Here is a 25,907-nt window from a genome sequence, read left to right on the forward strand (position 1 = left end):
CCATGGCCAAACGTAGCGGTGACCTGCGCTTTCAACCCAGTGGTGGCAGTCGCACGCCGCAGATTCCGGTGGGCAAGAAACAGAAATTGCGCATTGAGCGCCTGGCCAACGACGGCCGGGGTATCGCCTTTTTCGAGGGCCGCACCTGGTTCGTCGCCGGCGCCCTGCCGGACGAGGAGATCGAGGCGCGGGTGCTCGGCGCGCGCAGCCAGGTGGTCGAGGCGCGGGTCGAACGCATCCTGACGCCCAGCGCGGGCCGGCGCGCCGAGCCCTGTGCCCATGCCCGCCAGTGCGGCGGTTGCAGCCTGCAGCACCTGCCCCATGGGGAGCAACTGGCGCTCAAGCAACAGCAGTTGGCCGAGCAGCTGCGTCGGGTCGCCGGACTGCAGCCGGAGCAGTGGGCCGCGCCGTTGGTCGGACCGGAGCTGGGCTACCGGCGGCGGGCGCGGATCGCCGTGCGCTGGGATGCCAAGGCCAGGCAGTTGGCGGTGGGTTTTCGCGCCCCGTCCAGCCAGGAGATTGTCTCGATCGATGAATGCCCGGTACTGGTGCCTGCACTGCAGCCGCTGATGCGCGGCCTGGGTCCGCTGCTGCGTGGGCTGCACAAGCCCCAGGCGATCGGCCATGTCGAGTTGTTCAGCGGCAGCGCCAGTGCACTGCTGGTGCGCCATACCCAAGCCCTGCCAGAGAGTGACCTGGAGCAGTTGCAGCGCTTCTGCCTGGAGCAGGGGGCGCAGCTCTGGTTACAGGGCGAAGCGGCGCCGGCGCCCTTTGTCGCGGACCAGCAGCTGGCCTATCGCCTGGAGACCTGGGATCTGCAGCTGCACTACCGTCCGGGCGATTTTATCCAGGTCAACGGGCCGGTGAACGAAGCGATGGTCGCCCAGGCGCTAGACTGGATGGCACCGGCGGCCGATGCCCGGGTGCTCGACCTGTTCTGCGGCCTGGGCAACTTCGCCCTGCCGCTGGCGCGCCGGGTGCGCGAAGTGGTGGCGGTGGAAGGGGTGGCGGCGATGGTCGAGCGTGCCGCCCAGAACGCGCTGAGCAACGGCCTGGACAACCTGCACTTTCACCAGGCGGACCTGTCGAACCCGCTGGTCGAAGCGCCCTGGGCCCGCGAGGGTTTCGACGCGGTGCTGCTCGACCCGCCGCGCGACGGCGCCTGGGAAGTGGTCCGTCAGTTGGGGCGCCTGGGGGCCAGGCAGGTGCTGTATGTATCGTGCAACCCGGCGACCTTGGCCCGGGATGCGCAGGAATTGCTCAGGCAGGGTTATCGCCTAAAACGCGCCGGGATCCTCGACATGTTTCCGCAGACGGCCCATGTCGAGGCCATGGCATTATTCGAAGCGGACCCGGATGTCCGTTTAATCTGACCGGCCTCGGGCCGCATGCGCCGGCAGCTCCGGCGAGCGACTTGGGCAGGCTGGCGAGCATCGGCGCGCTACACCCCGCGCCGTAGGGAAGGGTAGCAACATGGTACAGGTGAGAGTGCATCAGCCGATCAATACCGACGGCAGCATCAACCTTGAGGCCTGGCTCGATCATGTGGTCAGCGTCGACCTGGCCCTGGACCGCGAGGCGCTGAAAAGCGCCTGCGAATTCGCCCGCGAGGCCGAGCAGCAGGCCAATGCCGCCCAGAACCTGTGGGCCGAGGGCACCTCGAGTTTCCAGACCGGCCTGGAGATCGCCGAGATCCTCGCCGACCTCAAGCTGGACCAGGAATCCCTGGTGGCCGCGGTGATCTACCGCGGTGTGCGCGAGGGCAAGATCAGCCTGGCGGCCGTGCATCAGCGCTTCGGTCCGGTGGTCGCCAAGCTGATCGAGGGCGTGTTGCGCATGGCCGCCATCAGCGCCAGCCTCACCCCCCGCCATTCCCTGGTGCTGGGTACCCAGGCGCAGGTGGAGAACCTGCGCAAGATGCTGGTGGCCATGGTCGACGACGTGCGCGTCGCCCTGATCAAGCTGGCCGAGCGCACCTGCGCGATTCGCGCGATCAAGAACGCCGACGACGAAAAACGCCACCGGGTCGCCCGCGAGGTATTCGAGATCTATGCGCCGCTGGCTCATCGGCTGGGCATCGGGCATATCAAATGGGAGCTCGAGGACCTGTCCTTCCGCTACCTGGAGCCCGAGCAATATAAGCAGATCGCCAAGCTGCTGCACGAGCGCCGGCTGGACCGCGAGCTGTTTATCAGCGAAGTGATGGCGCAGCTCAAGCGTGAGCTGGCCGACACCGGGGTGCAGGCCGATATCAGCGGGCGGGCCAAGCACATCTACTCGATCTGGCGCAAAATGCAGCGCAAGGGCCTGGAATTCAGCCAGATCTACGACGTGCGCGCCTTGCGCGTGCTGGTGCCAGAGGTGCGCGACTGCTACACCGCGCTGGGCATCGTGCACACCCTGTGGCGGCATATCCCCAAGGAGTTCGACGACTATATCGCCAACCCCAAGGAGAACGGCTACCGCTCGCTGCACACCGCCGTGATCGGCCCCGAAGGCAAGGTGCTGGAGGTGCAGATCCGCACCCACGCCATGCACGAGGAAGCCGAGCTGGGGGTGTGCGCCCACTGGCGCTACAAGGGCACCGACGTCAAGGCCAGCTCCAACCACTACGAGGAGAAGATCTCCTGGCTGCGCCAGGTGCTCGAATGGCACGAGGAGCTGGGCGATATCGGCGGCCTGGCCGAGCAGCTGCGGGTGGATATCGAGCCCGACCGGGTCTATGTCTTCACCCCGGACGGTCATGCCATCGACCTGCCGAAGAACTCCACCCCGCTGGACTTCGCCTACCGCGTGCACACCGAGATCGGTCACAACTGCCGCGGCGCCAAGGTCAACGGCCGCATCGTGCCGCTGAACTACAGCCTGCAGACCGGTGAACAGGTGGAGATCATCACCAGCAAGCACGGCACGCCGAGCCGCGACTGGCTGAACTCCAACCTGGGCTATATCACCACCTCCCGGGCCCGGGCGAAAATCGTCCACTGGTTCAAGTTGCAGGACCGCGACCAGAACGTCGCGGCCGGCAAGAGCCAGCTGGAGCGCGAACTGGCGCGCCTGGCGTTGCCACCGGTGGACTTCGAGAAGCTCGCGGAAAAGGCCAACCTGAAAACCGCCGAGGACCTGTTCGCCTCCCTGGGTGCGGGTGACTTGCGCCTGGCCCACCTGGTGAACCTGGCCCAGCAACTGATCGAGCCGGACCGTCATTACGACCAGCTCGAGCTGATCCCGCGCAAGCCCAGCGTGTTCAAGCCGGGCAAGCGTGGCGATATCCAGATCCAGGGCGTCGGCAACTTGCTGACGCAGATGGCCGGCTGCTGTCAGCCGTTGCCGGGCGACCCGATCGTCGGCTATATCACCCTGGGCCGTGGCGTCAGCATCCATCGCCAGGATTGCGCCTCGGTGTTGCAGCTGGGCGGCCGCGAGCCGGAGCGGATCATTCAGGTCAACTGGGGCCCGGTACCGGTGCAAACCTACCCGGTGGACATCGTGATCCGTGCCTACGACCGTTCCGGTCTGCTGCGCGATGTCTCCCAGGTGTTGCTCAACGAGCGTATCAACGTGCTGGCGGTCAACACCCGCTCGGACAAGGAAGACAACACCGCGGCGATGTCCCTGACCATCGAGATTCCCGGGCTCGATGCCCTGGGTCGCCTGCTGGGGCGTATTTCGCAGCTGCCCAATATCATCGAGGTGCGTCGGCACCGCACACCGACCTGAGGGCCCTGGCGGCCGTCACCGCCAGTGACGGCCGTCGATGGCTCACACTGGACCACCTTTTTTGCATGGGACCCGCTGCATGTACGCGCTCGACGATCTGCTGCACCTGATGGCCCGCCTGCGTGATCCGCAGGCGGGCTGCCCCTGGGACCTGAAACAGACCTACGCCAGCATCGTGCCGCATACCCTGGAAGAAGCCTATGAGGTGGCTGATGCCATCGAGCGCGGCGATTTCGAGCAATTGCCCGGCGAGCTCGGCGACCTGCTGTTCCAGGTGGTGTATTACAGCCAGTTGGCGCGGGAAGAGGGGCGCTTCGAGTTCGCCAGCGTGGTCGACGGCATTACCCGTAAATTGCTGCGCCGCCATCCCCATGTGTTCCCGACTGGCGACCTGTACGCCGCCGCCGAAGTCGCTGCACTGGACGAGGCGCAGATCAAACGGCGCTGGGAGGCGATCAAGGCCGAGGAGCGCGCCGAGCGGGCGACGGTGCCCGAACAGCTGTCCCTGCTCGACGACGTGCCGGCGGTATTGCCGGCGTTGTCGCGGGCGGTGAAGTTGCAAAAGCGCGCCGCCCAGGTCGGCTTCGACTGGTCGGACCCCTTGCCGGTACTGGATAAGGTTCGCGAGGAGCTTGACGAAGTGCTGCAGGCCATAAGCGAGGACGATCCACAGGCGGTCGCCGAGGAACTGGGCGACCTGCTGTTCGCCGCAACCAACCTGGCGCGCCACCTCAAGGTCGACCCGGAAACCGCGTTGCGCGCGGCCAATGCCAAGTTCGAGCGGCGCTTTCGTTTTATCGAACAGGCATTGCGCGAGACCCGACGTCCCATTGAAGATTGCAGCCTGGACGAGCTGGATGCCCTGTGGGGCGAAGCCAAACGTCAGGAGAAGGACAGCCCGTTTTCCGCTTGACCCACACCCCCTGTATTTATTTCGAGTCGTCCCAGCTTCCTCAGGGACCCTCTCCGTTCTGAAAGGTACGTTATGAGCATTTCCCTTCGCGACCAGCTGCTCAAGGCCGGCTTGGTCAGCCAGAAGCAGGCCAAGCAGGCCGGCAAGGACCAGCAGAAAAACCAGCGCCTGGCGCACAAGGGGCAGGCCGAGCTGGACGACTCACAGAAGCGCGCGGCGCAGCAGGCCATGGCCGAGAAGGTCGCGCGTGACCAGGAGCTGAACCGCCAGCAGCAGGAAAAGGCGCAGAAAAAGGCCGAGGCGGCGCAGATCAAGCAATTGATCGAGCAAAGTCGCCTGCCCAAGCTGACCACCGAGGATTATTACAACTTCGTCGACGAAAAGAAGGTCAAGCGCCTGTCGGTCAACAAGCTGATGCGCGACAAGCTCAGCAGCGGCTCGCTGGCCATCGTCCGCCTGGGCGGCGGCTACGAGGTGATCCCGCGCGAAGCGGCGCTGAAGATCCAGGAGCGCGACCCGCAGCGGGTGCTGTTGCTCAACGTGCCGACCGAAGCGCCGGCGGCCGATGATCCCTACGCCGCCTACCAGGTCCCCGACGACCTGATGTGGTAACGCTTCGGGTTTAAGGTAGGCGATGAAGTGGGGCGGCCTCGGCGCGCCGTCCAGCGACAGCCCGCCGTGTTGGCTCAATCCAGCTGACCCGAGCTAAAACGCAGACAGAAAAAAGCCGGGCATGGCCCGGCCTCCATAACCGCGGTGGCGATTAACGGCCCTTGACCGCTGCGCCGCCCACCTGGCCTTCCTCGAGCATGATCTGGTACTCCTTGCCGTCTTTCTCGACTTGGTGCAGGCGCACCAGCAGGAAGTCCCAGTCCTTGGCGAACCAGAGCACGGTCTTGCGGCTGCTCTGGGTGGGATCGCGTACGCGCTCGACCTTGATCGCGTCGATCTGCCCGGCCTTGGTGTCGACCGTTTCCTCGCCCAGCACGCGGAAGTCGTAGGTCTCGATCTCGTCGCCGTCGACCACCTGGTAGCTCATGCTCTTCTTGCCGGCCGCCACGTCGTGCTGCAGCACCAGTTGGTAGGTCGACTTGTCCTGCATGCCGCGGTTGATGGCCAGCCGCACCGGCTCGCCGCGATCGGTGCCGATCACCTGCTTTTCGGTCCAGTCGAAATCCTGTTCGACCTGCTTGCTCTTGCCCAGGCCGCTTCGGTTGAAGCGGTAGGTCAACGGCAGGAAGGCCTCGTTCTCCACCTGGAAGGTACTTTCCTCGGTGAGGCTGGCCACCAGCATGGCGGCTTCGAAACTCAGTAGCCAGCGGCCGTTTTCCTGCGCCTTCAGGCTACGCTCGGCGGTGCCACTGAGCGGCAACTGCTTCCAGTCGGCGGTGTAGCTGGCCGAGAACGGCTTGAGCTCAAGGGCCTGCGCCGGCAGGGCCAGCACGGCAAGGACGAGCATTAGGGCGCGACGCATCAACAGCCTCCTCGGCTATGAAAGGGTGGAGCGAATCAAATGACCGGTGCTGGGCAGCGCCTGGCCGTCCAGCACGGCGCCGTGCTCCTGCAGTCGCAGACGACCGCTGGCGAACCAATGGACCGCCAGCGGGTAGATCTGGTGCTCCTGCTCGTGCACGCGCCGGGCCAGGCTGTCGGGCGTGTCGTCGGCTTGCACCGGGACCACTGCCTGTACGACCAGGGGGCCACCATCGAGTTCCTCGGTGACGAAGTGCACGCTGCAACCGTGTTCGCTGTCGCCGGCCTCCAGGGCCCGCTGGTGGGTGTGCAGGCCTTTGTATTTGGGCAGCAACGACGGGTGGATATTCAGCAGGCGGCCCTGGTAGTGACGCACGAAACCGGCACTGAGGATGCGCATAAAACCGGCCAGTACCACCAGCTGGGGGGCATGGGCGTCGATGGCCGCCATCAGCGCCGCGTCGAAGGCCTCGCGGCCGTCGTACGCCTTGTGGTCCAGTACCTGGGTGGGAATCCCGGCGCGCGCCGCGCGACCCAGGCCGAGGGCATCGGCGCGATTGGCGATCACCGCGCGAATGCGCAGCGGGTTGCCTTCGCCCTGGGCGTCGATCAGCGCCTGCAGGTTGCTGCCGGAGCCGGAGATCAGCACCACCACATCACAGCCTGCGGGCATCAATGGCGTTTCAGGTTGTTCAGGACCACCGGCTCGGCGCCGTTCTCGGCGGCGGCGATATGGCCGATCACCCAGGGCTGTTCGCCGGCGTCACGCAGGGTTTGCAGGGCCAGTTCGACCTGTTCCTGGGCGACGCAGATGACCATGCCCACGCCGCAGTTGAGCACGCGGTGCATTTCCACTTCCTCGACGTTGCCCTGGGCTTGCAACCAGTCGAACACCGCCGGACGCCGCCAGCTGGCCACGTCGACCACGGCTTGGGCGCCTTCGGGCAGCACCCGCGGGATATTGTCCAGCAGTCCGCCACCGGTGATATGGGCCATGGCCTTGACCGCGCCGGTGTCCTTGATCAGCTTGAGCAGCGGCTTGACGTAGATGCGGGTCGGCGCCATCAGCAGCTCGGTCAGCGGTTTGCCGTCCAGCTGGATGTTTTCGATATCGGCGCCGGCCACTTCGATGATCTTGCGGATCAGCGAATAACCGTTGGAGTGTGGGCCGGAGGACGGCAGGGCCAGCAGTGCGTCGCCCGCCGCCACCTTGGAGCCGTCGATGATCTCGGCTTTTTCCACCACGCCGACGCAGAAACCGGCCAGGTCGTAATCCTCGCCTTCGTACATGCCCGGCATTTCCGCGGTTTCACCGCCGACCAGGGAGCAGCCGGCCAACTCGCAGCCCGCACCGATGCCGGTGACCACCTGGGTCGCGGTCTCGACATTGAGTTTGCCGGTGGCGTAGTAGTCGAGGAAGAACAAGGGTTCGGCGCCGCACACCACCAGGTCGTTCACGCACATGGCGACCAGGTCGATACCGATGCTGTCGTGGCGGTTGAGGTTCAGCGCCAGGCGCAGTTTGGTGCCGACCCCGTCGGTGCCCGAGACCAGCACCGGCTGCTTGTAGCCTGCGGGGATTTCGCACAGCGCACCGAAGCCACCCAGGCCGCCCATCACTTCAGGACGCGCGGTACGCTTGGCCACGCTTTTGATGCGTTGTACCAGGGCTTCACCGGCGTCGATATCGACGCCAGCGTCCTTGTAGCTGATGGAGGGTTGCTTGCTCATAAGTCCGGCCTTTTGAAAGGGATGTTCGGTGGTCGACCATGACGCGTTCGGTTCAGTCGTGCGCTGCTGCAAGATCGAAGCGGCGGTGCACGGGCCGCTGGGCTGGCCACCGGTACTGTCGGGTTTGGTCTGCGAAGGCGCGCGATTTTATCAGGCTTACCGGCATGCGGCCATCGTAGCCTGTCGATTGCTCCGCCACGCGCGTTAGCAACGGCTGTGGCATCAAGGCCGTGCGCCGCGGCTACAGGCGAAAGCGGTCGACCGACTGGGACAGCTTGGCCGCCAACTGCGACAGCTCGTCCGTGGTGGCGGCGGTCTGCGCCAGGACCTCGCTGTTGTCCTGGGACATGCCGGCGATTGCCTCGACCTGCTGGGCGATGGCATCGCTGGCCTGGCGTTGCTGGCCAATGGTGCGGGTGGTCTCGTTGACCAGCTGGGTGGTGTTCAAGGTGGCCTCGAGGATCTCGCGGATGGCCCGCTCGACATCGGCGGTGACCGCCATGCCCTTGTCGACCTGCGCCACGCCAGCTTCCATGCTGCCCACCGCTTCACGGGTGCGTTGCTGGATGCGTTCGACCATGCCGGCGATTTCCTGGGTCGAGCTGCTGGTGCGCCCGGCCAGGCTACGCACTTCGTCGGCGACCACCGCGAAGCCGCGACCCTGCTCGCCGGCACGGGCGGCCTCGATGGCCGCGTTCAGTGCCAGCAGGTTGGTTTGCTCGGCGATGCCCTTGATCACCTGGATAATGCCGAAGATCTGCTCGGATTCCTGGTCGAGGGTGCGGATCACCTGGGCCGACTGCTGCACGGAGCGGGCGATACCGTCCATGTCCTTGACCACCTGGTGGATCACCTGCCCGCCGCTTTTCGCCAGTTGTTCGGCCTGGCTGGCCATGTCCAGTGCCCGTTCGGTGTGCTGGGTGATGGCCTCGATACTGTGGCTCATGTCCGCCGTGGCGATCGCCATGCTGCTGGCCGCCTCGCTCTGACGCTGGCTGCTGTTGGCGACGGTATGGCAGCCCTGGCTGAGGCGCCGGCTGATGCCCGTGACGGCCTGGGCATTGCCCCGCACCACTTCGATCATGCCGCGCAAGTCCCGTTGCATGGTCGCCAGGCTGGCGATCACGGCACCCGCCTCATCCTGGCGTTCGGCTGGGGCGATAGGTTCGACCAGGTTGCCCTGGGCGATGCTGCCAGCGATGCGGCTGGCCGATTGCAGCGGCCCCATGATGCTGCGGGTGATCCATAGCCCCTGGGCGATCAGCAGCAGCAGACTGACCGCTAACACGCCCGCCAACGCCTGGTTGGCGGTGCGGATGGCATCCTGGGTGTATTGGCCGGTGGTCTGGGTGTTCTGTTCGATCAACTCGCTGAGCGCCGCCATGTCCCCCTCCAACTGAGTGAAGGCGGCATTGAAGGTCGGCAGGTCCTGCTGCGCGGCTTCGGGGTTCTCCAGCGCCAGGGCGACGATGCGTTCAGCGGCGCTGATATAGGTTTCCAGGCTGGGTTTGACCTGCAGCAGGCCGGCCTTGATCGCGTCATTGACCGGCAGCTTCAGGTTGTCGCCAAGGACTTCGCGAAAATGTCCGGCGTGCTCGCTGACGTCGTTGCGCGCCTGGTCCTTCGAGGTGGCGCTCTTGCCCAGGCCGACCAACAGGGCCGAGAGCACGTCGGCGCGCAGGGCATCGTGCATCATGTCGCCTTCCAGATGATTGCTCAGGGCCATTAGGCTGACCCCGCTGTCGGCCACGGCGTCGGCGGTGCGGGCATTGCCCAGGTAACTGACCAAACCCATGATCGAGGCGGCCAACAGGCCGGTGGCGGTCAGCAACAGCAGGCGAAGTTTGATCGACATCCGACGTACTCCTAAACGGCAGGCCTGACCAGCAGGCAAGCCATTAGTCTAGGCGCTGTTACGGCGAACGTAGGCCCGGGGGAGGCGGTGACCGGGGTCGAGCTGTCGACCGGCTCCCGGTTTAGCGTGCGCAATGGTTGCCCGGGGCCGGACGGCTGTTTAAGGTAGCGTTTTTGGGGCGCCGCCAGGCGTCCGCCCGCTAATCGAGAACCACTCATGCGCCTACGCGTTCGCCAGTTGCTCCTGTGTCTGTCACTGCTCAGCCTGCCGGCCTTCGCCGAGACCCTCGAAAACCTCTATCAGGTGCGCGAGCCGGTCACCAGCCAGCAGCCTGAAGACCGCGCCGCGGCCCTCAGCCGAGCCCTGGATACCCTGGTGCTGCGCCTGACCGGAGATCCCAAGGCACTGCAAAGTCCTGGATTGGCCGAGCTGCACAAGGACCCCCAGCAGGTGATCCTGCAGTTCGGTTACGACGGCGATGCGATGCTGGTGGATTTCGATCCGGTGAGCACCGAGCGCAGCCTGCGGCAAGCCGGCTTGTCCCTCTGGGGGGCCAACCGTCCCCTGGTGCTCGCCTGGTGGTTGAACGAGACCACTGAGGGTGCGCAGCTGGTGGGGGATGACCAGGGTGCGGCGGCAACACCGCTGCGCACCGCGGCGCAGCACCGCGGGCTGCCCTTGCGCCTGCCGTTGGCCGACTTGAATGAACAATTGGTGGCGACCACTGAGAACCTCACGGCGGCCCAGCCCGACGCCCTGCGCCCGGCCTCCGAGCGTTATGCCGCGGACGCTTTGCTGGCCGTACGGGCAAGCGAGAATGGCGGCCAATGGCAAGCCGATTGGCGCCTGTGGCTGGGCGATCAGCGGGAACAGGGCGTCGCCCAGGGCGCGAATGCCGCTGCCCTGAGCGATGCGGTGATGCGCGCCGTGGCCGAGCGCCTGGCGCCGCGTTTCGTCGCCACGCCAGGCGCCGCACAGGCGCTGACACTGGAGGTGCAGGGCGGCAATCTGGCCCGCTATGCCGAGCTGGAGCGCTTGCTCGAACCCTTCGCCGCTCGCCTGCAGCGGGTCGAGGGCGATCGGCTGACCTACCGCGTGTCGGCCAATGCCGAACCGCTGCGCGCGCAGCTGGCCCTGGCCGGCTTGCAGGAAATTCCGCCTGGCGAGCCGGCGGCCGGCGCTCCGGCGACCGGTGCGGTACCGACAGGCGCTGCCCCTGACCCCGCCGCGCCGGTGGATGCCACGGCCACGCTGCCCGCGCCGACGTCTGCGCCCGCGTTGGCCGCCCCAGCCTCCGGTGATGTATTGCGCCTACGCTGGTAACGCCACGCTACCTCCGCCCGTCGGCGTGCCCAGCAGCACCCCGACGGCTGCCGAATTTCGCTGTTCAAGGACGCTGACTATGATTGCTTCGCGCTACTGGCTGCCACTGGCCGGTTTGTTGCTGGTGGGTGGCTTTGTGTACCTGCTGCACCCCATCCTCTCGCCATTTCTGATCGGCATGCTGCTGGCCTATATGGGCGATCCACTGGTCGACCGCCTGGAGCGGCGTGGCGTGTCGCGCACCTGGGGCGTGGTGATCGTCTTCGCGCTGTTCAGTTTGCTGTTGCTGGTGCTGTTGCTGGTCCTGGTGCCGATGTTGGGGCGGCAACTGGTGCGCCTTTACGAGTTGGCCCCGCAGATGCTCGACTGGTTGCAGCACAGCGCCTTGCCCTGGGTTCAGGCCCAGCTCGGGTTGGCCGATGGCTTCTGGGAGTTCGACCAGCTCAAGGTCCTGTTCAGCGAGAACATGGGCAAGACCGGCAGCGTGGTGGGCCTGGTGTTGGCCCAAGCCGGTGCCTCGAGCCTGGCATTGCTGGCCTGGCTGGGTAACCTGATGCTGATCCCGGTGGTGTGCTTTTACCTGATGCGCGACTGGGACCTGCTGGTGGGCAAGTTGCAGGGGCTGTTGCCGCGCCGGCGCGAGGCGCTGGTGGTGCAACTGGTCGGTGAGTGCCATGAGGTACTCGGTGCTTTCCTGCGCGGCCAGTTGCTGGTGATGCTGGCGCTGGCGGTGATCTATGCGGGGGGGCTGATGACCCTGGGCCTGGAATTGGGCTTGTTGATCGGTCTGCTCGCCGGGCTGGCCAGTATCGTGCCCTATATGGGCTTTGTGGTGGGTATCGGTGCGGCCATCACCGCCGGTTTGTTTCAGTTCGGCGGGGATTTCTACCCCTTGTTGGGGATCGCCGCGGTCTTTATGGTTGGCCAACTGCTCGAGGGCATGCTGCTGACGCCACTGCTGGTAGGCGATCGTATCGGCCTGCACCCGGTGGCGGTGATCTTCGCGATTCTCGCCGGCGGTCAGCTGTTCGGCTTTACCGGGGTGCTGCTGGCGCTGCCGGTTGCCGCCGTGATCGTGGTGCTGCTGCGGCACCTGCATGATTTTTACAAGAAGTCGCAGTTGTATACGGCCGAGCCACCGATGGAAGAGGGGGCTGGCGAAGGGGGGGATTTTTCAGAGGTGCCATCGCGAGGCGCCGAGGATGCCAGCAAACCGTTGATTTAAAAGGGTCGGTAGAGGGCCGGCAATGACAGTCGAGGGCAAAAAGCGCTAGACTTCGACCTCTCCAGCGAGAGTCCTGCGGCGGTTGCGCCTCCCCGAGTCCGGCATGAATCCGATTCAACTTCCCCTGGGTGTGCGCCTGCGTGACGACGCCACCTTCGCCAACTACTACCCGGGCGCCAACGCGGCCGCCCTGGGTTACGTCGAGCGGCTGTGCGAAGCCGATGCCGGCTGGACCGAAAGCCTGATCTACCTCTGGGGTGCCGACGGGGTGGGGCGCAGCCACCTGCTGCAGGCCGCCTGCCTGCGTTTCGAGCAGCGCGGCGAGCTGGCGGTCTACCTGCCCTTGGGTGAGGTGGCGATTCACGGTCCGGTGCTGCTGGACAACCTGGAGCGCTGCGAGCTGGTGTGCCTGGACGACCTCGAGGCGGTGTCGGGCTTGGCGGAGTGGGAAGAGGCGCTGTTTCACCTGTTCAACCGCTTGCGCGACAGTGGTCGCAAACTGCTGTTGTCGGCCGCCGCCTCGCCTCGGGAGCTGGCAATGAAGCTGCCGGACCTGCACTCGCGATTGACCCTGGCCCTGGTGTTCCAGCTGCAATCGCTGTCCGACGAGGACAAGCTGCGCGCCCTGCAGTTGCGCGCGTCGCGCCGCGGCCTGCACCTGAGCGATGAGGTCGGGCGTTTTATCCTGACCCGCGGTGAACGCAGCATGAACGCGTTGTTCGATCTGCTCGAGCGCCTGGATCAGGCCTCGCTGCAGGCCCAGCGCAAGCTGACCATTCCGTTCCTCAAGGCTACCCTGGGCTGGTAGCAACGGACGGTCTCAGCGGGCCTGCAGGGCGCCGATAAACCGCTCTATCGCTTCGGCACAAACGTCGGGTTGCTGCTGCAGGATAAAGTGCGGGCCCTTGATAGTCACCCCTTGCAACTCGGTGCAGTGCCGCCCGAGCGCAGCCCCGGCGTGCGACTTGACCAGGCGATCCTGTCCGGGCCGCAGGTGCAGGGCCGGCAGCGTCAGCGACCGGCGGGGTTCGGCCAGCTGGCTCAAGCTGCGTAGACGCGCGCGCAACAGCACGTCAGGTAGCTTAAGAAGCTGCATACGCAAGGCCTCAAGTTGCTCAGGGCTGGCGTCCCGGCCCAGGCAGAACAGGCGCAATAGGGCGGTGCGTGTCAGTACCCCTTTAGGTAGCGGCACGCTGCCCCAGGGCAGCAAACGCATCAGCGGCTGTGGACTCCCCAGAAAACCGGCGGCAAACACGACGCCCCGCAAGCCGGCCGGTGGATCCAGGGCCAGGCGATGCACCAGTGGCGAGGAAAAGGATTCGCCCAGCAGCACAAAAGATTCGTTCCGGCTGCGCAGGCGCGGTGCAAAGTGCCGGCTCAGGCTGTCGTGGTCTTGCGGGCCCTGGGTGGGCAGGTCCAGGCATTCGGCCTGCAGCCGCGGGTCGAGCCGTGCCAGCAACGGGGCGAACAGGCCGCTGCTGCCGTTCAGTCCCGGCAGCATCAGCAGGCGCATGGGCTCAGGTTTCTCCGGCCAACTTGCGGTCGTACTGGAAGCGCCAGCGGGTGTACATCAGGGCGGCGCAGAACAAGGTCAGGCTCAGCAGCAACTCGGCCCAGCCGAACAGGGCGCGCGCCGGGTCGATGGCGGCCAGCACCCCCTTGATAAAGTACAGGTTGACCACAAAACAGGTCCAGGCATGGGCGCGGGCACCGCCCAGCAGCATGCCCGGGGCGACCAGCAGCCATGGCAGCAGCTCGAAACACAGCACCATCCAGGTGCGGGCGCCATGCAGGTCGGCATAAAACAGCGTCCAGACCAGCAGCAGTACCGCCAGGGCGACAAAGCTGGTCAGGCTGATTGCGCGGCTGACGGCCAGGCGCGGTTTCAGCCAATCGAGAGAAGGCAGGGGTCCTTTAGCCACGGGCAGTCTCCAGGCGTCGGGCGACATCCGCCAGGCGTTGTCCCAGGGCGCGGCAGAGGGCGATTTCCTCGGCATCCAAAGGCCGTTTGCCATCGGCGCCCGCGTGGTGGCTGGGGCCGTACGGGGTACCGCCGCCTCGCGTCTCCAGCAGGGCGGACTCGCTGTAGGGCAACCCCAGCACCAGCATGCCGTGGTGCAGCAAGGGCAGCAGCATCGACAGCAAGGTGCTTTCCTGGCCGCCGTGCAGGCTGGCCGTCGAGGTGAACACGCCGGCCGGTTTGCCGACCAGTTGACCGGTCAGCCACAGGCTGCTGGTGCCGTCCAGAAAGTACTTCAGTGGCGCCGCCATATTGCCGAAACGGGTCGGGCTACCGAGGGCCAGTGCCGCGCAGTTTTTCAGCTCGTCGAGGCTGGCGTAGGGCGCTCCTTCCGCGGGAATCGACGGTGCTACCGCTTCGCATTCGCTGGACACCGCTGGTACGGTGCGCAGGCGGACTTCCAGGCCGGCCAGTTCGACGCCACGGGCGATCTGGCGCGCCATCTCGGCGGTGGCGCCATGGCGGCTGTAGTACAGGACCAGTACGTAGGGCGCGTTCATGCCAGCAGCTCCAGCACGCGTTCGGGTGGACGGCCGATGACTGCCCGCTCGCCGACCACCAGGATCGGGCGTTCGATCAGGCAGGGGTGGGCGACCATGGCCTCGATCAGTTGCTCTTCGGTGAGGGTGGCGTCGGCCAGGTCCAGGGCCCGGTAGGGCGCCTCGCCTATGCGCAGCAGTTCACGGGCCGACAGGCCGAGTTTGGCCAGCAGGTCACCCAAGGCGTTGGCATCGAGTGGGCTGTCCAGGTAGCGGATCACGCGTGGCGTCAGGCCGCGGGCTTCGAGCAATTGCAGGGCGCCGCGGGATTTCGAGCAGCGCGGGTTGTGATAGAGCGTCAGTTCGGTCATTTTGCGGGTCGCATTTGCTCGGGAGTGGCGGCTATTCTAACCGCGTCGGCACCTCGTGCTGAACAGTGCCTCGCGTTCGATGGCACCGAAGCCGGTTTTTGGGTCGATCCTGTCCCTTTCGCTAAGGAATAAGCATGCGTCAAAGCGTCGAGCACCTTGTGGAATTCTGGCGCTTTCTGCTGCAGCGTTTCTTTGCCGACAACGGTCCCAACAGCGCAGCGGCATTGACCTACACCACCCTGTTCGCCGTGGTGCCGGTGATGACCGTGACCTTCGCCATGTTGTCCGCCATTCCGGCGTTCCAGGGGGTGGGTGAGCAGATCCAGAGTTTTGTCTTCCGTAATTTCGTCCCTTCGTCCGGGGAGACGGTGCAGCAATACCTCAGCAGTTTCACCAGCCAGGCGCGGCAGCTGACCTGGGTCGGCGTGGTGCTGCTGGCCGCCACCTCCTTTATGATGCTGGTGACCATCGAAAAGGCCTTCAACACCATCTGGCGCGTGCGCCAGCCGCGCCGAGGCGTGTCCAGCTTTCTGCTGTACTGGGCCATTCTCAGCCTGGGGCCCCTGTTGCTGGGGGCCGGGTTTGCCATGTCGACCTACGTCACCTCCCTCGAGCTGATCTCCGGCCCCCATGCACTGCCAGGGGTGGCCACGCTGCTGGGGATGATGCCGCTGATCTTCAGCGTGGCGGCCTTCACCCTGATCTACGTCGCGGTACCCAATGCGCGGGTTCCTGCCAAGCACGCGCTGCTGGGCGGGTTGTTCACTGCCATCCTGTTCGAGGCGGCCAAGGCCCTGTTCGGCCTGTATGTCAGCCTGTTCCCTGGCTATCAGTTGATCTACGGCGCCTTCGCCACAGTGCCGTTGTTCCTGTTGTGGATCTACCTGTCGTGGCTGATCGTCTTGTTCGGCGCGGAGCTGGTCTGCAACCTGGCCACCTCGCGGCAATGGCGGCATCGGGCGATGCCACGGTTGCTGGTGCTGCTGGGCATCCTGCGGGTGTTCCATGAGCGCCAGCGGCGCGGTCAGACGGTCCATCACAGTGATGCCCAGCGTGCAGGCTGGCTGCTGCCCGAGGACGAGTGGATCGAGCTGCTGGACTTTCTCGAACGGGAAAAGCTGGTCAGCCGTACCCTAAGTGGCAGTTGGGTGTTATGCCGGGACCTGACCCAATACAGCCTCTATCAATTGCTCGGCCACTGCCCTTGGCCGTTGCCACCCTTGGCGAAACTGCCGGCGCAGTTGGACGAGCCCTGGTATCCGGCCTTGCGCCAGGCGCTGGAAGTGTTGCATGAGCACAAGAGTGAGCTGTTCGGCGCCAGCCTGGCGGAGTGGTTGCACCCTCCGGAAAGTGACGAAAAAAGTCAGATTGCGGCACGTTAGCTCCCTGCGACGCTGAAACGGTCGGTCTTGCGGGCCCCATCTACTGTTAATCGATCACTGGCACGCTTCTGGCATAACCAGTCTGGCAGGCTAGCAGTCTGCCAGTAAGGGTGTGAGGCGATCGAGGACGGCGTGGGTTATGAGTAGCGGCACGAACAAAGTGATTCACCTGCATCAGCGGGATCCTCAAGCGGCCCTTAAGCGGCTGAACCGTGTTACTGGCCTGCGTTTTTCTCGCTGGCCGGAGTCCCTTGCCCCGGCTCCACAGCAGGATGAGGCGGGTCCCAGCGTTGAGCCGACGACCCCGGTGTCGGTCAGTGGCGTGGCCTAAAAACGCAAAACCCCGCGTCAGGCGCGGGGTTTTTCAGGCGGCAGGGCCGGTGTCGTTCAGGCGGTGACTTGTCGGCTGTCGTCGTTGATCATTTCAACGGCTTGCACGAACAGTTCTTCCACGATCAGCGCCGAGGCTGGGACCGCCGAACGCAGCCGGACCTGGACATCTTCCAGCTTCACCTTGACCGGCAAGCGAGCCACGCCGGACAGCAGAATCTTGTCGGTGCCACCAACCTTGCCGTGGTCGACCGTCACCTCGCGACGTCGCTCGCCATCGCGGTAGTTGACCATCAGCGAGACCGGCAGATTGCCCAGGCCGGGAATCTGCAGCCAGGCGGCGATATTGAATTCAGCCACCCGACCTTCGTACGGGGTCACGATAAAGTGGGCGGTGTCGAGGATACGGGACGGCACTGGGCCGATCAGCTTGTCGTGGGCTTGGGACATGATGGATTTCCGGACCGATTAGCGGATCGAAGGACTTAAAGTGGTGCTTATTATAAACGCCGTCGTGCCGACGAAACTGTGCGCTCCGCCGACGCATGGTGTGACTGCTCTCGCATTTTAAAACATTCAGGCCAGGCGCAAGGGGTAGCGCATGACCGAGGGCGTGCCCAGATTGGCGGAGGGCAGCGGTACGTTAGCCTGGTTGTGTACGCTGACCAACTGCAGCCAAAGGTTTTCACCCTCAACGAACTGCCCGGTGGGCAGCCACAATCCGTGGTGCCAGGCGTTGCCTTGCACCGGGGTGCTCTGCAGAACGCCGGGGTGGGTCTGGGCGTTGGGCGCACGGCGCAGCCAGACGGGTCGAGGCAGGCCTTTCAAATAGCGCAGTCCCAGGTGCAACCCCTCGCTGTTCTGGTGCCGCCAGCGCACCAGGGCCAGGCTTGGCGTGCCACTGGTCGCCAACAGCAGCACCAACTGGCCAACGGGTAAATGGTGACCCTGATCCACGTTACACAGCAGGCGTGCCCCGCCTGCGCTGGCATCGAGCATCTGCGCCGGGCAGGCACCAGGATGCTGGTCCAGCAGTTGCGCATGGATCGCCGGTAGGCCAGGCACCAGCCGGCAGTCGCCTTCGTAGCAGGCGCGGGCATGACGGCGCTGCTGGCGACCCAGCCAGTGGGTGCGAACCCGTTCGAGCAGGTCGCCTTGTGCCGGTGTGCGCAGTGGGGCGGGCTCGTAGAGGGCAATCAGCAATGCGCCCAGCTCCAGGCGGCGCAGATAGGCAAGCGTGCCGTGCGGCGCCTGGTCGAAGCTCAGGCAGGGCTGTGCCTGGGTCAGGTCGACGGTCAGGCCCTCATCTTCTTCGTCCCAGGGCAACAGGCGGGCCAGGCCCGCCAGGGGCGCCAGGGCGGTGAACAGCTGAGCGCACTCGCCCTCGGTCAGGTGGAAGGGATTGCTCAGTGCCAACAGCAGCATTTGCTGGTACAGGCCACGCAAGGTGCTGGCAGGCGTGGGCAGAAAGGCGGCCGCGACCGGTTCATCCAGGCACTCTTGTTGCTCGCCGATCCAGTACAACAGGTGGCTGTCGCGCCACAACCCCGGGTTGGGCTCCTGATACAGCTGATAGTGGCGTAGCAGGCTTTGTGCGAGGAAGTGCTCGGCCATGTACAGGCACCAGGCCAGGTGCGGGCGCGAGGGTTGCCGGCCCTGCATCATCTGCAACAGCAGGCGTTTGAAGCCCATCGCCAATTCACTGCACAGGTGCATAAAGGGGCCCGGTCGCGCCGTGCCAGCGCCACAGGCATTGACGTAGTGCCGGTACTCATCGCTGAGGCTTTGCAGGGTCCGCTGTCTTTCGAGTAAGGTCATGACACTGCGGTTGAGCCGGAACAACAGGCTCAGTACTTTCTGCAAGGCCTGATCGACCGGTTGCAGGCGTGCCGCCAGCAGTTGCTCGTTGAGATCAGCCAGCGGCGTCGCATCTTCGGCAAGGAGGTCGGGTACTTCCAGGTGCAAGGCATCCAGCGTCATATCAACCCTGCGTGGACGAGGATCGAATGCATGGGAACGCGACTCCAGAAAATAGTGGGGGCACTGCTTGTCATGTGCTTGTTCAGCCTGGGTGGCTGCGCCGAGGATATCGGGCTCGACCAGCATGGACAAAAGGTACCGGCTGAGCGCCTGGAAGGCCAGTGGTTGGTGATTAATTACTGGGCCGAGTGGTGCGGACCCTGTCGCAGCGAAATTCCGGAGCTCAATGCACTGGCCAAGCAGCTGGACGGGCAATCCGTCCAGGTCCTGGGGGTGAATTACGATGGCGAGCAGGGCGAGGTGTTGGCAAAATCTTCCGAGCAGCTGGGGATCGCCTTCACCGTGTTGGCGGACGATCCGGCGGCACGCTTCCAACTGCCTGCCGCCACGGCCTTGCCTGTGACCTATATTGTCGATGAGCAGGGCCAGGTACGCGAGACCCTGGTGGGTGAGCAGACAGCGGTGGGCCTGATGGCGCGCCTGACCCATTGGCAAGGAGTGAACTGATGGCGCGTATTTGCCTGCACGGTTATATCAGCGGTCGCGTTCAAGGGGTCGGCTACCGGCAACACACCAGCCGCCAGGCCGAGCGGTTGGAGCTCGATGGCTGGGTGCGCAATCTCGAGGATGGACGGGTCGAGGTGCTGCTTGAGGGCGAGGAGGACGCGGTGCGTGAACTGGCCAGCTGGTTGCAGACGGGGCCGGTCAAGGCCAGGGTAGAAGGTGTCGAGCTGCAGGAGCAGCTCTTGCAGGGCATCGCCGGATTTATCGTGCGCCCGTGAGGGAAAGCCTCAGTCGTTGTCGCCAGGGTCGGCGGCAACGCGTCCCGCGCTCTTGAGCAGGCTCTGCAGGAAATCCTGTTGCAGTTCCGGATCATTGCGCGTCAACTCGATCAGGCTCTGCTCCAGCTCGCTGGCCTCTTCTTCCAGGCCCAGCTCCGACAAACGCTTGACCCGATGCACCCAGTGGCCGACTTCGTCGTCCTCCAGGTCGTCGTAGATCAACGCGTGAGCCTCGAGCAATTTGCCGCGCAGCGAGCGACTGACCAGTAAGGTCGCATCGGAACGTGCATTGTCCAAGGGGTCGCTGACGCTTAGCAACAGCTTGCCGACCCGGCTGACGTCCTGCTCGGTGAACGGTCCGTCCAGCAGGTTCAGGCGGACCACGCCATTGCGGTCGCTGGTCAGCTCATGGGTCTGCTCGCCGGCCTTGACCAGCACCGGGCGTTCGGCCCAGGGCAGGCTGGAGTACTCCATGCGCTTGTCGCGCTGCTGTTCGGTCAAGTCAGCCAGGTTCTGTTGCGAGCGCCCGTTGGATTCGACATTGAGCATGGGGTTAAGTCCGGCAAAACCGTAGCTGATCCAATCCTTGGTGGCCGTATCCGGCAGGCTGCCCAGCATGACCACGTTCACCACGTTGGCGCCGATACCGGCCACCACGGCCACCGCGCCCAAGGGAATTTCATACGCCTCGCGCCAGGCCTGGTAGGGCGTGTAGCGATCGTACCGGCGCGTAACCTCGAACTCGGTGACTTCGAAGGTTTTTTGTTCGTGAACCCGTACGCGGCGCTGCGGCAGCTCCAGCACCTGGGGTTCGCCAACATCGATCTGCAGGCTGTGGTCGAGCAGCTTGCGCTCGACGCGCTCCTCATGCTCGCTGCGCTGGGGTAGCTGGTTGGCGCAGCCCGTAAGCAGCAACACGCCACCGAGGGCGGCGCTGCCGAGGCGAAAGGTGTTTCGTGTGAACATGACGTCTCTGGGATCAGCGGCGAACGCGGGCTTGGATGAAGGTCAGTACCTCGGCCACAGGCAATGCCTGGGCCTCGGCTTCGCGACGGCCTTTGTATTCGAGGTTGCCGTCGGCCAGGCCGCGTTCGCTGACCACGATGCGATGGGGGATGCCCATCAGCTCCATATCGGCGAACTTGATGCCTGGGCTGGTCTTTTTGTCGCGATCGTCCAGCAATACCTCGAAACCGGCTGCGACCAGTTGGGCATAGAGGGTGTCGGTGGCTTCGCGTACCGCTTCGTTTTCGTAACGCAGTGGGACCAGGGCGACCTGGAACGGCGCCAGTGCATCGTTCCAGATGATGCCGCGCTCGTCATGGTTCTGCTCGATTGCAGCAGCCACGACCCGGGAAACGCCAATGCCGTAGCAGCCCATGGTCAGTGTGGCTGGCTTGCCGTTTTCACCCATGACCTTGCAGTTCATCGCCTCGCTGTACTTGCTGCCGAGCTGAAAGATATGCCCGACTTCGATGCCGCGCTTGATCTCCAGGGTGCCCTGGCCATCCGGGCTCGGGTCGCCGGCGACCACATTGCGCAAGTCAGCCACGTCTGGCAGCGGCAGGTCACGCTCCCAGTTGACGCCGAAGTAGTGTTTGTCGTCGATGTTGGCGCCGATGGCGAAATCGCTCATCAGGGCCACGGAGCGGTCGATCACGCAGGGCAGCGGCAGGTTCAGTGGACCCAGGGAGCCGGCACCGGCACCGATGGCCTGGCGCAGTTCCGCCTCGGAGGCGAAGACCAGTGGGTTGGCCACGGCTTCCAGGTTGGCGGCCTTGATTTCGTTCAGTTCATGGTCGCCACGGATGATCAGGGCGATCAGGCGGCCTTTTTCAGCGCTGTGCACGACCAGGGTTTTGATGGTCTTTTCAATGGCCAGGTCAAAACCTTCCACCAGTTCGGCGATGGTCTTGGCATGGGGGGTGTCGACCAGGCGCAGCGCTTCGGTGGCCGCGCCGCGGGCGGTTTCCCGGGGAATGGCTTCGGCTTTTTCGATATTGGCGGCGTAGTCTGAACTGTCGCTGAAGGCAATATCGTCTTCGCCCGAGTCGGCCAACACGTGGAATTCGTGGGAGCCGGTGCCACCGATCGAGCCGGTGTCAGCCTGTACCGGGCGGAAATTCAAGCCCAGGCGGCTGAACACATTGCAGTAGGCCTGGTGCATGCGGTCATAGGTCTCTTGCAGCGAGGCCTGGTCGGCGTGGAAAGAGTAGGCGTCCTTCATGGTGAATTCGCGGCCGCGCATCAAGCCGAAGCGCGGGCGAATCTCGTCGCGAAATTTGGTCTGGATCTGGTACAGGTTGAGCGGCAACTGCTTGTAGCTGCTCAGTTCGTTGCGGGCCAGGTCGGTGATCACTTCCTCGTGGGTCGGGCCCACGCAGAACTCACGGCCGTGGCGATCCTTCAGGCGCAACAGCTCCGGGCCGTACTGTTCCCAGCGACCGGATTCCTGCCACAGTTCGGCTGGCTGAATGGCCGGCATCAGCACTTCGAGTGCGCCGGCGGCGTTCATTTCCTCGCGGACCACGGCTTCGACCTTGCGCAGCACGCGCAAGCCCATGGGCAGCCAGGTGTAGAGCCCGGATGCCAGTTTGCGGATCATCCCGGCGCGCAGCATCAGTTGGTGACTGATCACCACTGCGTCGGCTGGGGTTTCTTTCTGGGTCGAGAGCAGATACTGGCTGGTGCGCATGTTTGGCCGTTCTATCCATTGCGAAGGCGGGAAATGACTTGGCATTGTACGGTGCCTGTACAGTGGCGTACAGGATGGGCAGCAGAAGGACATAAGCGTGGCAGCACTTACCGCAGAGCAGGTACAGGCCTTGATTCGAGAGGGCGTGCCGATGGCCGAGGAGATCGGACTGTGCATCGACCGGCTGGACGGACAGAGGGTGGTGGCGCGGGTGCCGTTTCAGCCACGGCTGGTCCGTCCTGGAGGGACCTTATCGGGGCCGACCATTATGGCCCTGGCGGATGCCGCCATGTATGCGGTGGTATTGGGTCGTCTGGGGCGCGTGGAGATGGCGGTAACCGCTAACCTCAACATCAACTTTCTGGCCCGCCCGGGTCCGGTGGACTTGCTGGCCGAAGCCAGTATCCTGCGCTTGAGTCGGCGTCAGGCGGTGTGTGAGGTGTCGCTCTATTCCCTGGGGAACGAAGAGGATCTGGTGGCCCATGTGACCGGTACCTACGCCTTGCCACAGTAGCCCGAGTAGGGCAGGAGCGAGGCGAAAAAAAGCCCGGCAATGCCGGGCTTTTTCAATCATGCAGTGCGGTAATCCCGCAGTTACAGGATTTCCAGCGGGTATTGCACGATCAGGCGTACTTCGTCCAGATCGCCTTCAGCCTGGTCGTCATTGGCGCGGTGTACCGCGTGACGAACGGTGAAGTTGAGGTCTTTGGCAGCGCCGTCCTGCACGGTGTACTTGGCCTGCAGGTCGCGTTCCCAGTGTTCGCCGTCTTCGCCGTAGACGCCAGCGTAGCCGCCAGACGCGTCAGCGTTGGTGCCGTCGATGTCGAAGCCTTTGATGTAGCGGGCAGTGAGGACCAGACCCGGTACGCCGAAGGTGGCCATGTTCAGGTCATAACGAGCCTGGAAGGACTTCTCTTCCGGGGCGTTGAAGTCGGAGTACTGAACCGAGTTCGCCAGGAAGATCGAGTCGCCACCCACGTAGTCGAAAGGCGTGTCACCGTGTACGCGCTGGTGCGCCAGGGTGAACTTGTGCGCGCCGATGCTGTAGGCCGCTGCCAGGCTCCAGGTGGTGTTGTCGATTTCGCCCTGGAGAGCATCGCCGGTGTCGTCGGTGCGGTACAGGTTGAAGTCGAAGTTCAAGGCCTGGTCTTCGGCGAGTGCGATGTTGTAGTTCGCATTGCCATAGAACTGGGTCCAGGACTCGTCGAAATCGGCGCCGTACAGGGAAACGCTCAGGTCATCGGTGATGCCGTACACGCCACCGACGAAGTCGATGGTTTTGCCGGCTTCGCCGCCGCCGTAGTTGACCAGCAGCTCGTCGTCGGAGTTGGTGGAGTTACGGTTGTTGTAGGCAGTGAAGTGACCGGCTTCAGCGGTCAGGCCTTCCAGCTCGCTGCTGGTGACCAGGAAACCGGTGGCGGTTTCAGGCAGCAGGCGGGAGTCGCCAGTGGCGAAAACCGGTGCGGCGGTGCGCATTTCGCCATACTTCAACTCGGTAGCCGAGAGGCGCATTTTGACGGCGCCGCCGGCTTCACCGTAGGAATCTTGAGCGTGACCGTCACTGCCAATTGGCAGCAGGCCGGTGCCAGCACGGCCTTTGCCGCTGTCCAGCTTCAGGCCCAGGTAGCCATAGGCGTCAACGCCAAAGCCAACGGTACCTTGAGTAAAGCCCGAGGCGTATTCGGCGATGACGCCGTGCGCCCACTCTTCACGGTAGTTCTGAGTGCCAGGATCACGATTTTTGAAGTTGCGGTTGAAGTAGAAGTTGCGGTTCAGAATATTCAGACTGCTGTCTTCAACGAAGCCCTTGGATTCGGACTGGTTGGCGGCTACTGCCATTTGAGTGCTGCCCGCTGCTACTGCGAGGGCGATTACGCTCCACTTCATCACTTGCATCGTGATTGCTCCTAGGTTTGGAAGAGTTGCGCCGCCCATTTCGGCTATTGGCTCTGTATGGGCAGCTCTTTCTTGTTGTGTCGGCGCTGACTTATATCATGGGTTTGACGCCGGTGATACCGTCATCGCCGATCCATAGTGCGGTACCAGTCCACTATTCGACGAGGTGCTCGGCAACCTCAGGCCCACTGGGGTATCGCGGGCATAAAGAGCGGCATAACTGTCGATCGGCAACTGGGAGGTTTGCCATAAAAAAGCCCAGCAAAGCCGGGCTTTTTTTATGCGTTACCAGAGTACCGCAGAGTTACAGAATTTCCAGCGGATACTCGACGATCAGGCGGAAATCGTTCACGTCACCGGTGTAGCTGCTGTCAGCACGGTAGATGGCGTTGCGTACGCGGAACGACAGGTCTTTGGCCGGGCCGTCCTGCAGTACATACTTGGCTTCGATGTTCAGTTCGTGTTCTTTGGCTTCTTCACCGCCGCCGACATCGATGTCGGTACCGGTGACGTAGCGGGTCATGAAGCTCAGGCCCGGCACGCCGTAGGTGGCCATGTTGATGTCGTAACGGGCCTGCCAGGATTTCTCGTCCTTGCCGTTGAAGTCGGAGTATTGGATCGAGTTGGCCAGGAAGATGCTGCCGCCACCGTCAACGCCGTAGACGTAACCGGCATCGCCGCTGGAGCTCTGGTGCGCCAGGGTGAATTTGTGCGCGCCGATGCTGTAAGCCGCTGCCAGGCTCCAGATTTTGTTGTCGGCTTCGCCGGACAATTCCTGGCCGTCACCGGAGGTCTTGTAGCCGTTGAAGTCGAAATTCAGCGCCTGGTCTTCGGTCAGGGGCAGGTTGTAGTTCAGGTTGACGTAGGCTTTCTTGAAGTGGTCTTCGACGTCGGAGGCGTGGATGGCCGCGGTCAGGTCGTCGGTGAAGGCGTAGCTGACGCCGGCGATATTGGCGGATTTCAGACCAAGGCTGTCGTGGCCGGTGTTGGCTTGGCTGCTGATCGCCGTGAAGCGACCGGCGGACAGTTCCAGGCCTTCGATTTCATTGACGGTCAGCAGGGTGCCGGTGGCAACTTCCGGCAGGATGCGGCTGTCGTCAGTCGCGAATACGGGGCTACCGGTGAATTGGTTACCGTATTTCAATACGCTGTTGGACAGGCGCAATTTGGCAGCGGCGCCAACTTCGGTCTGGGTATCGTCAGCGCTGCCGTCGTCGGTGGTACCGAACAGGCCATTGCTGTGACGGCCTTTGCCGCTGTCAAGTTTGATGCTGGTCAGGCTGTGAGCGTCCAGACCAAAACCGACCGTGCCTTGAGTAAAGCCCGACTCGAACAGGGCGCGAATGCCCAGGCCGGTTTCTTCACGGTAGCCGTTGGTTTTGCCGGTAACACTGTTTGTGTTGGCGCCGCCATTGCGGTAGTCGCGATTCATGTAAAGGGCACGACTCAGCACGTTCAGGCTGCTGTCTTCCACGAAGCCCTTGGAGTCCGCCTGGCTCGAGGCTACTGCCATTTGAGTGCTGCCGGCTGCTACTGCGAGGGCGATTACGCTCCACTTCATCACTTGCATCGTGATTGCTCCTTGGTTTAGAGAAGTTGCACTGCCTAATGATTTTGTTGTATAGGCAGCTCTTTCTTTTTGTATCCGCGCTAACTTATAGCACCGGAAGAATATTGACGAGACATGCGCCCTGGTCCGAATGAATTCTCTGCGAGCCTGTCGCGAGTCCAT

The 25,907-nt window shown here is 64.0% G+C and carries 26 protein-coding genes and 1 pseudogene; 12 read left to right on the plus strand and 15 right to left on the minus strand.

What is annotated here, in order from left to right; translation table 11 throughout:
• Positions 1 to 2 precede the first annotated feature (2 nt).
• The 4 genes from rlmD (at position 3) to ABWY06_RS12425 (ending at position 5,245) form a co-directional block, all read left to right on the plus strand.
• Entirely contained in the window at positions 3 to 1,373 is a 1,371-nt protein-coding gene (gene rlmD / locus ABWY06_RS12410) for a 23S rRNA (uracil(1939)-C(5))-methyltransferase RlmD (RefSeq protein ID WP_353925876.1), read from the plus strand.
• 100 nt (positions 1,374 to 1,473) lie between these two features.
• Entirely contained in the window at positions 1,474 to 3,720 is a 2,247-nt protein-coding gene (gene relA, locus ABWY06_RS12415; protein ID WP_353925877.1) for a GTP diphosphokinase, read from the plus strand.
• 79 nt (positions 3,721 to 3,799) lie between these two features.
• Positions 3,800 to 4,633, plus strand: coding sequence for a nucleoside triphosphate pyrophosphohydrolase (mazG, locus tag ABWY06_RS12420; RefSeq protein WP_353925878.1), 834 nt, complete (start codon positions 3,800 to 3,802; stop codon positions 4,631 to 4,633).
• A 72-nt stretch (positions 4,634 to 4,705) separates the two neighbouring features.
• Positions 4,706 to 5,245 carry a DUF2058 domain-containing protein gene (locus tag ABWY06_RS12425; protein WP_353925879.1) on the plus strand — a complete coding sequence of 180 codons (540 nt, stop codon included), beginning with the start codon at positions 4,706 to 4,708 and terminating at the stop codon, positions 5,243 to 5,245.
• A gap of 151 nt (positions 5,246 to 5,396) precedes the next feature.
• On the opposite strand, the gene ABWY06_RS12430 is transcribed toward ABWY06_RS12425, so the two are convergent.
• From ABWY06_RS12430 to ABWY06_RS25920, 5 genes and pseudogenes are all read right to left on the minus strand, one after another.
• Entirely contained in the window at positions 5,397 to 6,107 is a 711-nt protein-coding gene (locus tag ABWY06_RS12430; protein WP_353925880.1) for a DUF3108 domain-containing protein, read from the minus strand.
• A gap of 15 nt (positions 6,108 to 6,122) precedes the next feature.
• Positions 6,123 to 6,779, minus strand: coding sequence for a phosphoribosylglycinamide formyltransferase (purN, locus tag ABWY06_RS12435; RefSeq protein ID WP_353925881.1), 657 nt, complete (start codon positions 6,777 to 6,779; stop codon positions 6,123 to 6,125).
• A complete protein-coding gene (gene purM, locus ABWY06_RS12440; protein ID WP_353925882.1) occupies positions 6,779 to 7,837 on the minus strand; it encodes a phosphoribosylformylglycinamidine cyclo-ligase in 1,059 nt (352 codons plus the stop codon). The genes purN and purM overlap by 1 nt, the downstream gene beginning before the upstream one ends.
• 241 nt (positions 7,838 to 8,078) lie before the next feature.
• Positions 8,079 to 8,942, minus strand: a complete 864-nt coding sequence (locus tag ABWY06_RS25915; RefSeq protein WP_502948195.1) for a methyl-accepting chemotaxis protein — start codon at positions 8,940 to 8,942, stop codon at positions 8,079 to 8,081.
• A pseudogene (locus tag ABWY06_RS25920) lies at positions 8,937 to 9,692 on the minus strand (HAMP domain-containing protein); the annotation flags it as partial. The gene ABWY06_RS25915 and the pseudogene ABWY06_RS25920, both read right to left, overlap by 6 nt.
• A 216-nt stretch (positions 9,693 to 9,908) precedes the next feature.
• On the opposite strand from ABWY06_RS25920, the gene ABWY06_RS12450 reads away from it, so the two are divergent.
• The 3 genes from ABWY06_RS12450 to hda all read left to right on the plus strand — a co-directional run bounded on the left by ABWY06_RS12450 (position 9,909) and on the right by hda (position 13,048).
• On the plus strand, positions 9,909 to 11,015 hold the full coding sequence (locus ABWY06_RS12450; RefSeq protein WP_353925884.1) for a DUF2066 domain-containing protein: 1,107 nt from the start codon (positions 9,909 to 9,911) through the stop codon (positions 11,013 to 11,015).
• Positions 11,016 to 11,094: 79 nt separating this feature from the next.
• Positions 11,095 to 12,240: an AI-2E family transporter gene (locus ABWY06_RS12455; RefSeq protein ID WP_353925885.1), complete on the plus strand. Its 1,146-nt coding sequence runs from the start codon at positions 11,095 to 11,097 to the stop codon at positions 12,238 to 12,240.
• Between the two features lie 103 nt (positions 12,241 to 12,343).
• On the plus strand, positions 12,344 to 13,048 hold the full coding sequence (hda, locus tag ABWY06_RS12460; protein WP_353925886.1) for a DnaA regulatory inactivator Hda: 705 nt from the start codon (positions 12,344 to 12,346) through the stop codon (positions 13,046 to 13,048).
• Between the two features lie 12 nt (positions 13,049 to 13,060).
• On the opposite strand, the gene ABWY06_RS12465 is transcribed toward hda, so the two are convergent.
• The 4 genes from ABWY06_RS12465 to arsC are packed head-to-tail and all read right to left on the minus strand — an operon-like array spanning position 13,061 to position 15,110.
• A complete protein-coding gene (locus ABWY06_RS12465) occupies positions 13,061 to 13,753 on the minus strand; it encodes an alpha/beta fold hydrolase (RefSeq protein WP_353925887.1) in 693 nt (230 codons plus the stop codon).
• A 4-nt stretch (positions 13,754 to 13,757) separates the two neighbouring features.
• A complete protein-coding gene (locus ABWY06_RS12470) occupies positions 13,758 to 14,189 on the minus strand; it encodes a DUF2069 domain-containing protein (protein WP_502948192.1) in 432 nt (143 codons plus the stop codon).
• A complete protein-coding gene (wrbA, locus tag ABWY06_RS12475) occupies positions 14,155 to 14,760 on the minus strand; it encodes an NAD(P)H:quinone oxidoreductase (RefSeq protein ID WP_353925888.1) in 606 nt (201 codons plus the stop codon). Before wrbA ends, ABWY06_RS12470 begins: the two co-directional genes overlap by 35 nt.
• Entirely contained in the window at positions 14,757 to 15,110 is a 354-nt protein-coding gene (gene arsC / locus ABWY06_RS12480; RefSeq protein WP_353925889.1) for an arsenate reductase (glutaredoxin), read from the minus strand. Before arsC ends, wrbA begins: the two co-directional genes overlap by 4 nt.
• 134 nt (positions 15,111 to 15,244) lie before the next feature.
• On the opposite strand from arsC, the gene ABWY06_RS12485 reads away from it, so the two are divergent.
• Both ABWY06_RS12485 and ABWY06_RS12490 read left to right on the plus strand, forming a co-directional pair.
• Positions 15,245 to 16,492, plus strand: a complete 1,248-nt coding sequence (locus ABWY06_RS12485) for a virulence factor BrkB family protein (RefSeq protein ID WP_353925890.1) — start codon at positions 15,245 to 15,247, stop codon at positions 16,490 to 16,492.
• 139 nt (positions 16,493 to 16,631) lie between these two features.
• The gene (locus ABWY06_RS12490) at positions 16,632 to 16,823 is read left to right on the plus strand and encodes a hypothetical protein (protein ID WP_353925891.1); all 192 of its coding nucleotides are present in this window, start codon (positions 16,632 to 16,634) and stop codon (positions 16,821 to 16,823) included.
• Between the two features lie 56 nt (positions 16,824 to 16,879).
• On the opposite strand, the gene ABWY06_RS12495 is transcribed toward ABWY06_RS12490, so the two are convergent.
• Together ABWY06_RS12495 and ABWY06_RS12500 are read right to left on the minus strand one after the other, a co-directional pair.
• The gene (locus tag ABWY06_RS12495) at positions 16,880 to 17,272 is read right to left on the minus strand and encodes a hypothetical protein (RefSeq protein WP_353925892.1); all 393 of its coding nucleotides are present in this window, start codon (positions 17,270 to 17,272) and stop codon (positions 16,880 to 16,882) included.
• Between the two features lie 126 nt (positions 17,273 to 17,398).
• Positions 17,399 to 18,802, minus strand: coding sequence for a PilZ domain-containing protein (locus tag ABWY06_RS12500; RefSeq protein WP_353925893.1), 1,404 nt, complete (start codon positions 18,800 to 18,802; stop codon positions 17,399 to 17,401).
• A gap of 30 nt (positions 18,803 to 18,832) precedes the next feature.
• Here ABWY06_RS12500 and ABWY06_RS12505 point away from each other — a divergent pair, with 30 nt between their 5' ends.
• Together ABWY06_RS12505 and ABWY06_RS12510 are read left to right on the plus strand one after the other, a co-directional pair.
• The gene (locus ABWY06_RS12505; protein ID WP_353925894.1) at positions 18,833 to 19,309 is read left to right on the plus strand and encodes a TlpA disulfide reductase family protein; all 477 of its coding nucleotides are present in this window, start codon (positions 18,833 to 18,835) and stop codon (positions 19,307 to 19,309) included.
• A complete protein-coding gene (locus tag ABWY06_RS12510; RefSeq protein WP_353925895.1) occupies positions 19,309 to 19,584 on the plus strand; it encodes an acylphosphatase in 276 nt (91 codons plus the stop codon). Before ABWY06_RS12505 ends, ABWY06_RS12510 begins: the two co-directional genes overlap by 1 nt.
• Before the next feature lie 9 nt (positions 19,585 to 19,593).
• On the opposite strand, the gene ABWY06_RS12515 is transcribed toward ABWY06_RS12510, so the two are convergent.
• A complete protein-coding gene (locus tag ABWY06_RS12515; RefSeq protein WP_353925896.1) occupies positions 19,594 to 20,550 on the minus strand; it encodes a hypothetical protein in 957 nt (318 codons plus the stop codon).
• A gap of 13 nt (positions 20,551 to 20,563) precedes the next feature.
• A complete protein-coding gene (locus tag ABWY06_RS12520; protein WP_353925897.1) occupies positions 20,564 to 22,279 on the minus strand; it encodes a proline--tRNA ligase in 1,716 nt (571 codons plus the stop codon).
• Positions 22,280 to 22,430: 151 nt separating this feature from the next.
• Here ABWY06_RS12520 and ABWY06_RS12525 point away from each other — a divergent pair, with 151 nt between their 5' ends.
• Positions 22,431 to 22,793, plus strand: a complete 363-nt coding sequence (locus tag ABWY06_RS12525; protein ID WP_353925945.1) for a PaaI family thioesterase — start codon at positions 22,431 to 22,433, stop codon at positions 22,791 to 22,793.
• A gap of 80 nt (positions 22,794 to 22,873) precedes the next feature.
• Here ABWY06_RS12525 and ABWY06_RS12530 read toward each other — a convergent pair whose 3' ends face one another.
• Both ABWY06_RS12530 and ABWY06_RS12535 read right to left on the minus strand, forming a co-directional pair.
• On the minus strand, positions 22,874 to 24,175 hold the full coding sequence (locus ABWY06_RS12530) for an OprD family porin (protein ID WP_353925898.1): 1,302 nt from the start codon (positions 24,173 to 24,175) through the stop codon (positions 22,874 to 22,876).
• A 304-nt stretch (positions 24,176 to 24,479) separates the two neighbouring features.
• The gene (locus tag ABWY06_RS12535) at positions 24,480 to 25,745 is read right to left on the minus strand and encodes an OprD family porin (protein WP_353925899.1); all 1,266 of its coding nucleotides are present in this window, start codon (positions 25,743 to 25,745) and stop codon (positions 24,480 to 24,482) included.
• Between the last annotated feature and the right edge of the window lie 162 nt (positions 25,746 to 25,907).

Origin of the sequence: Pseudomonas sp. (genome assembly GCF_040514055.1) — a bacterium.
Taxonomy (GTDB): domain Bacteria; phylum Pseudomonadota; class Gammaproteobacteria; order Pseudomonadales; family Pseudomonadaceae; genus Aquipseudomonas.

What these genes read in the sequence shown, in the direction of transcription:
- rlmD (WP_353925876.1), top strand. Translation starts at nt 3, where the DNA reads ATGGCCAAACGTAGCGGTGACCTGCGCTTTCAACCCAGTGGTGGCAGT.
- relA (WP_353925877.1), top strand. Translation starts at nt 1,474, where the DNA reads ATGGTACAGGTGAGAGTGCATCAGCCGATCAATACCGACGGCAGCATC.
- mazG (WP_353925878.1), top strand. Translation starts at nt 3,800, where the DNA reads ATGTACGCGCTCGACGATCTGCTGCACCTGATGGCCCGCCTGCGTGAT.
- ABWY06_RS12425 (WP_353925879.1), top strand. Translation starts at nt 4,706, where the DNA reads ATGAGCATTTCCCTTCGCGACCAGCTGCTCAAGGCCGGCTTGGTCAGC.
- ABWY06_RS12430 (WP_353925880.1), bottom strand. Translation starts at nt 6,107, where the DNA reads ATGCGTCGCGCCCTAATGCTCGTCCTTGCCGTGCTGGCCCTGCCGGCG.
- purN (WP_353925881.1), bottom strand. Translation starts at nt 6,779, where the DNA reads ATGCCCGCAGGCTGTGATGTGGTGGTGCTGATCTCCGGCTCCGGCAGC.
- purM (WP_353925882.1), bottom strand. Translation starts at nt 7,837, where the DNA reads ATGAGCAAGCAACCCTCCATCAGCTACAAGGACGCTGGCGTCGATATC.
- ABWY06_RS25915 (WP_502948195.1), bottom strand. Translation starts at nt 8,942, where the DNA reads ATGCAACGGGACTTGCGCGGCATGATCGAAGTGGTGCGGGGCAATGCC.
- ABWY06_RS12450 (WP_353925884.1), top strand. Translation starts at nt 9,909, where the DNA reads ATGCGCCTACGCGTTCGCCAGTTGCTCCTGTGTCTGTCACTGCTCAGC.
- ABWY06_RS12455 (WP_353925885.1), top strand. Translation starts at nt 11,095, where the DNA reads ATGATTGCTTCGCGCTACTGGCTGCCACTGGCCGGTTTGTTGCTGGTG.
- hda (WP_353925886.1), top strand. Translation starts at nt 12,344, where the DNA reads ATGAATCCGATTCAACTTCCCCTGGGTGTGCGCCTGCGTGACGACGCC.
- ABWY06_RS12465 (WP_353925887.1), bottom strand. Translation starts at nt 13,753, where the DNA reads ATGCGCCTGCTGATGCTGCCGGGACTGAACGGCAGCAGCGGCCTGTTC.
- ABWY06_RS12470 (WP_502948192.1), bottom strand. Translation starts at nt 14,189, where the DNA reads ATGTCGCCCGACGCCTGGAGACTGCCCGTGGCTAAAGGACCCCTGCCT.
- wrbA (WP_353925888.1), bottom strand. Translation starts at nt 14,760, where the DNA reads ATGAACGCGCCCTACGTACTGGTCCTGTACTACAGCCGCCATGGCGCC.
- arsC (WP_353925889.1), bottom strand. Translation starts at nt 15,110, where the DNA reads ATGACCGAACTGACGCTCTATCACAACCCGCGCTGCTCGAAATCCCGC.
- ABWY06_RS12485 (WP_353925890.1), top strand. Translation starts at nt 15,245, where the DNA reads ATGCGTCAAAGCGTCGAGCACCTTGTGGAATTCTGGCGCTTTCTGCTG.
- ABWY06_RS12490 (WP_353925891.1), top strand. Translation starts at nt 16,632, where the DNA reads ATGAGTAGCGGCACGAACAAAGTGATTCACCTGCATCAGCGGGATCCT.
- ABWY06_RS12495 (WP_353925892.1), bottom strand. Translation starts at nt 17,272, where the DNA reads ATGTCCCAAGCCCACGACAAGCTGATCGGCCCAGTGCCGTCCCGTATC.
- ABWY06_RS12500 (WP_353925893.1), bottom strand. Translation starts at nt 18,802, where the DNA reads ATGACGCTGGATGCCTTGCACCTGGAAGTACCCGACCTCCTTGCCGAA.
- ABWY06_RS12505 (WP_353925894.1), top strand. Translation starts at nt 18,833, where the DNA reads ATGGGAACGCGACTCCAGAAAATAGTGGGGGCACTGCTTGTCATGTGC.
- ABWY06_RS12510 (WP_353925895.1), top strand. Translation starts at nt 19,309, where the DNA reads ATGGCGCGTATTTGCCTGCACGGTTATATCAGCGGTCGCGTTCAAGGG.
- ABWY06_RS12515 (WP_353925896.1), bottom strand. Translation starts at nt 20,550, where the DNA reads ATGTTCACACGAAACACCTTTCGCCTCGGCAGCGCCGCCCTCGGTGGC.
- ABWY06_RS12520 (WP_353925897.1), bottom strand. Translation starts at nt 22,279, where the DNA reads ATGCGCACCAGCCAGTATCTGCTCTCGACCCAGAAAGAAACCCCAGCC.
- ABWY06_RS12525 (WP_353925945.1), top strand. Translation starts at nt 22,431, where the DNA reads ATGGCCGAGGAGATCGGACTGTGCATCGACCGGCTGGACGGACAGAGG.
- ABWY06_RS12530 (WP_353925898.1), bottom strand. Translation starts at nt 24,175, where the DNA reads ATGCAAGTGATGAAGTGGAGCGTAATCGCCCTCGCAGTAGCAGCGGGC.
- ABWY06_RS12535 (WP_353925899.1), bottom strand. Translation starts at nt 25,745, where the DNA reads ATGCAAGTGATGAAGTGGAGCGTAATCGCCCTCGCAGTAGCAGCCGGC.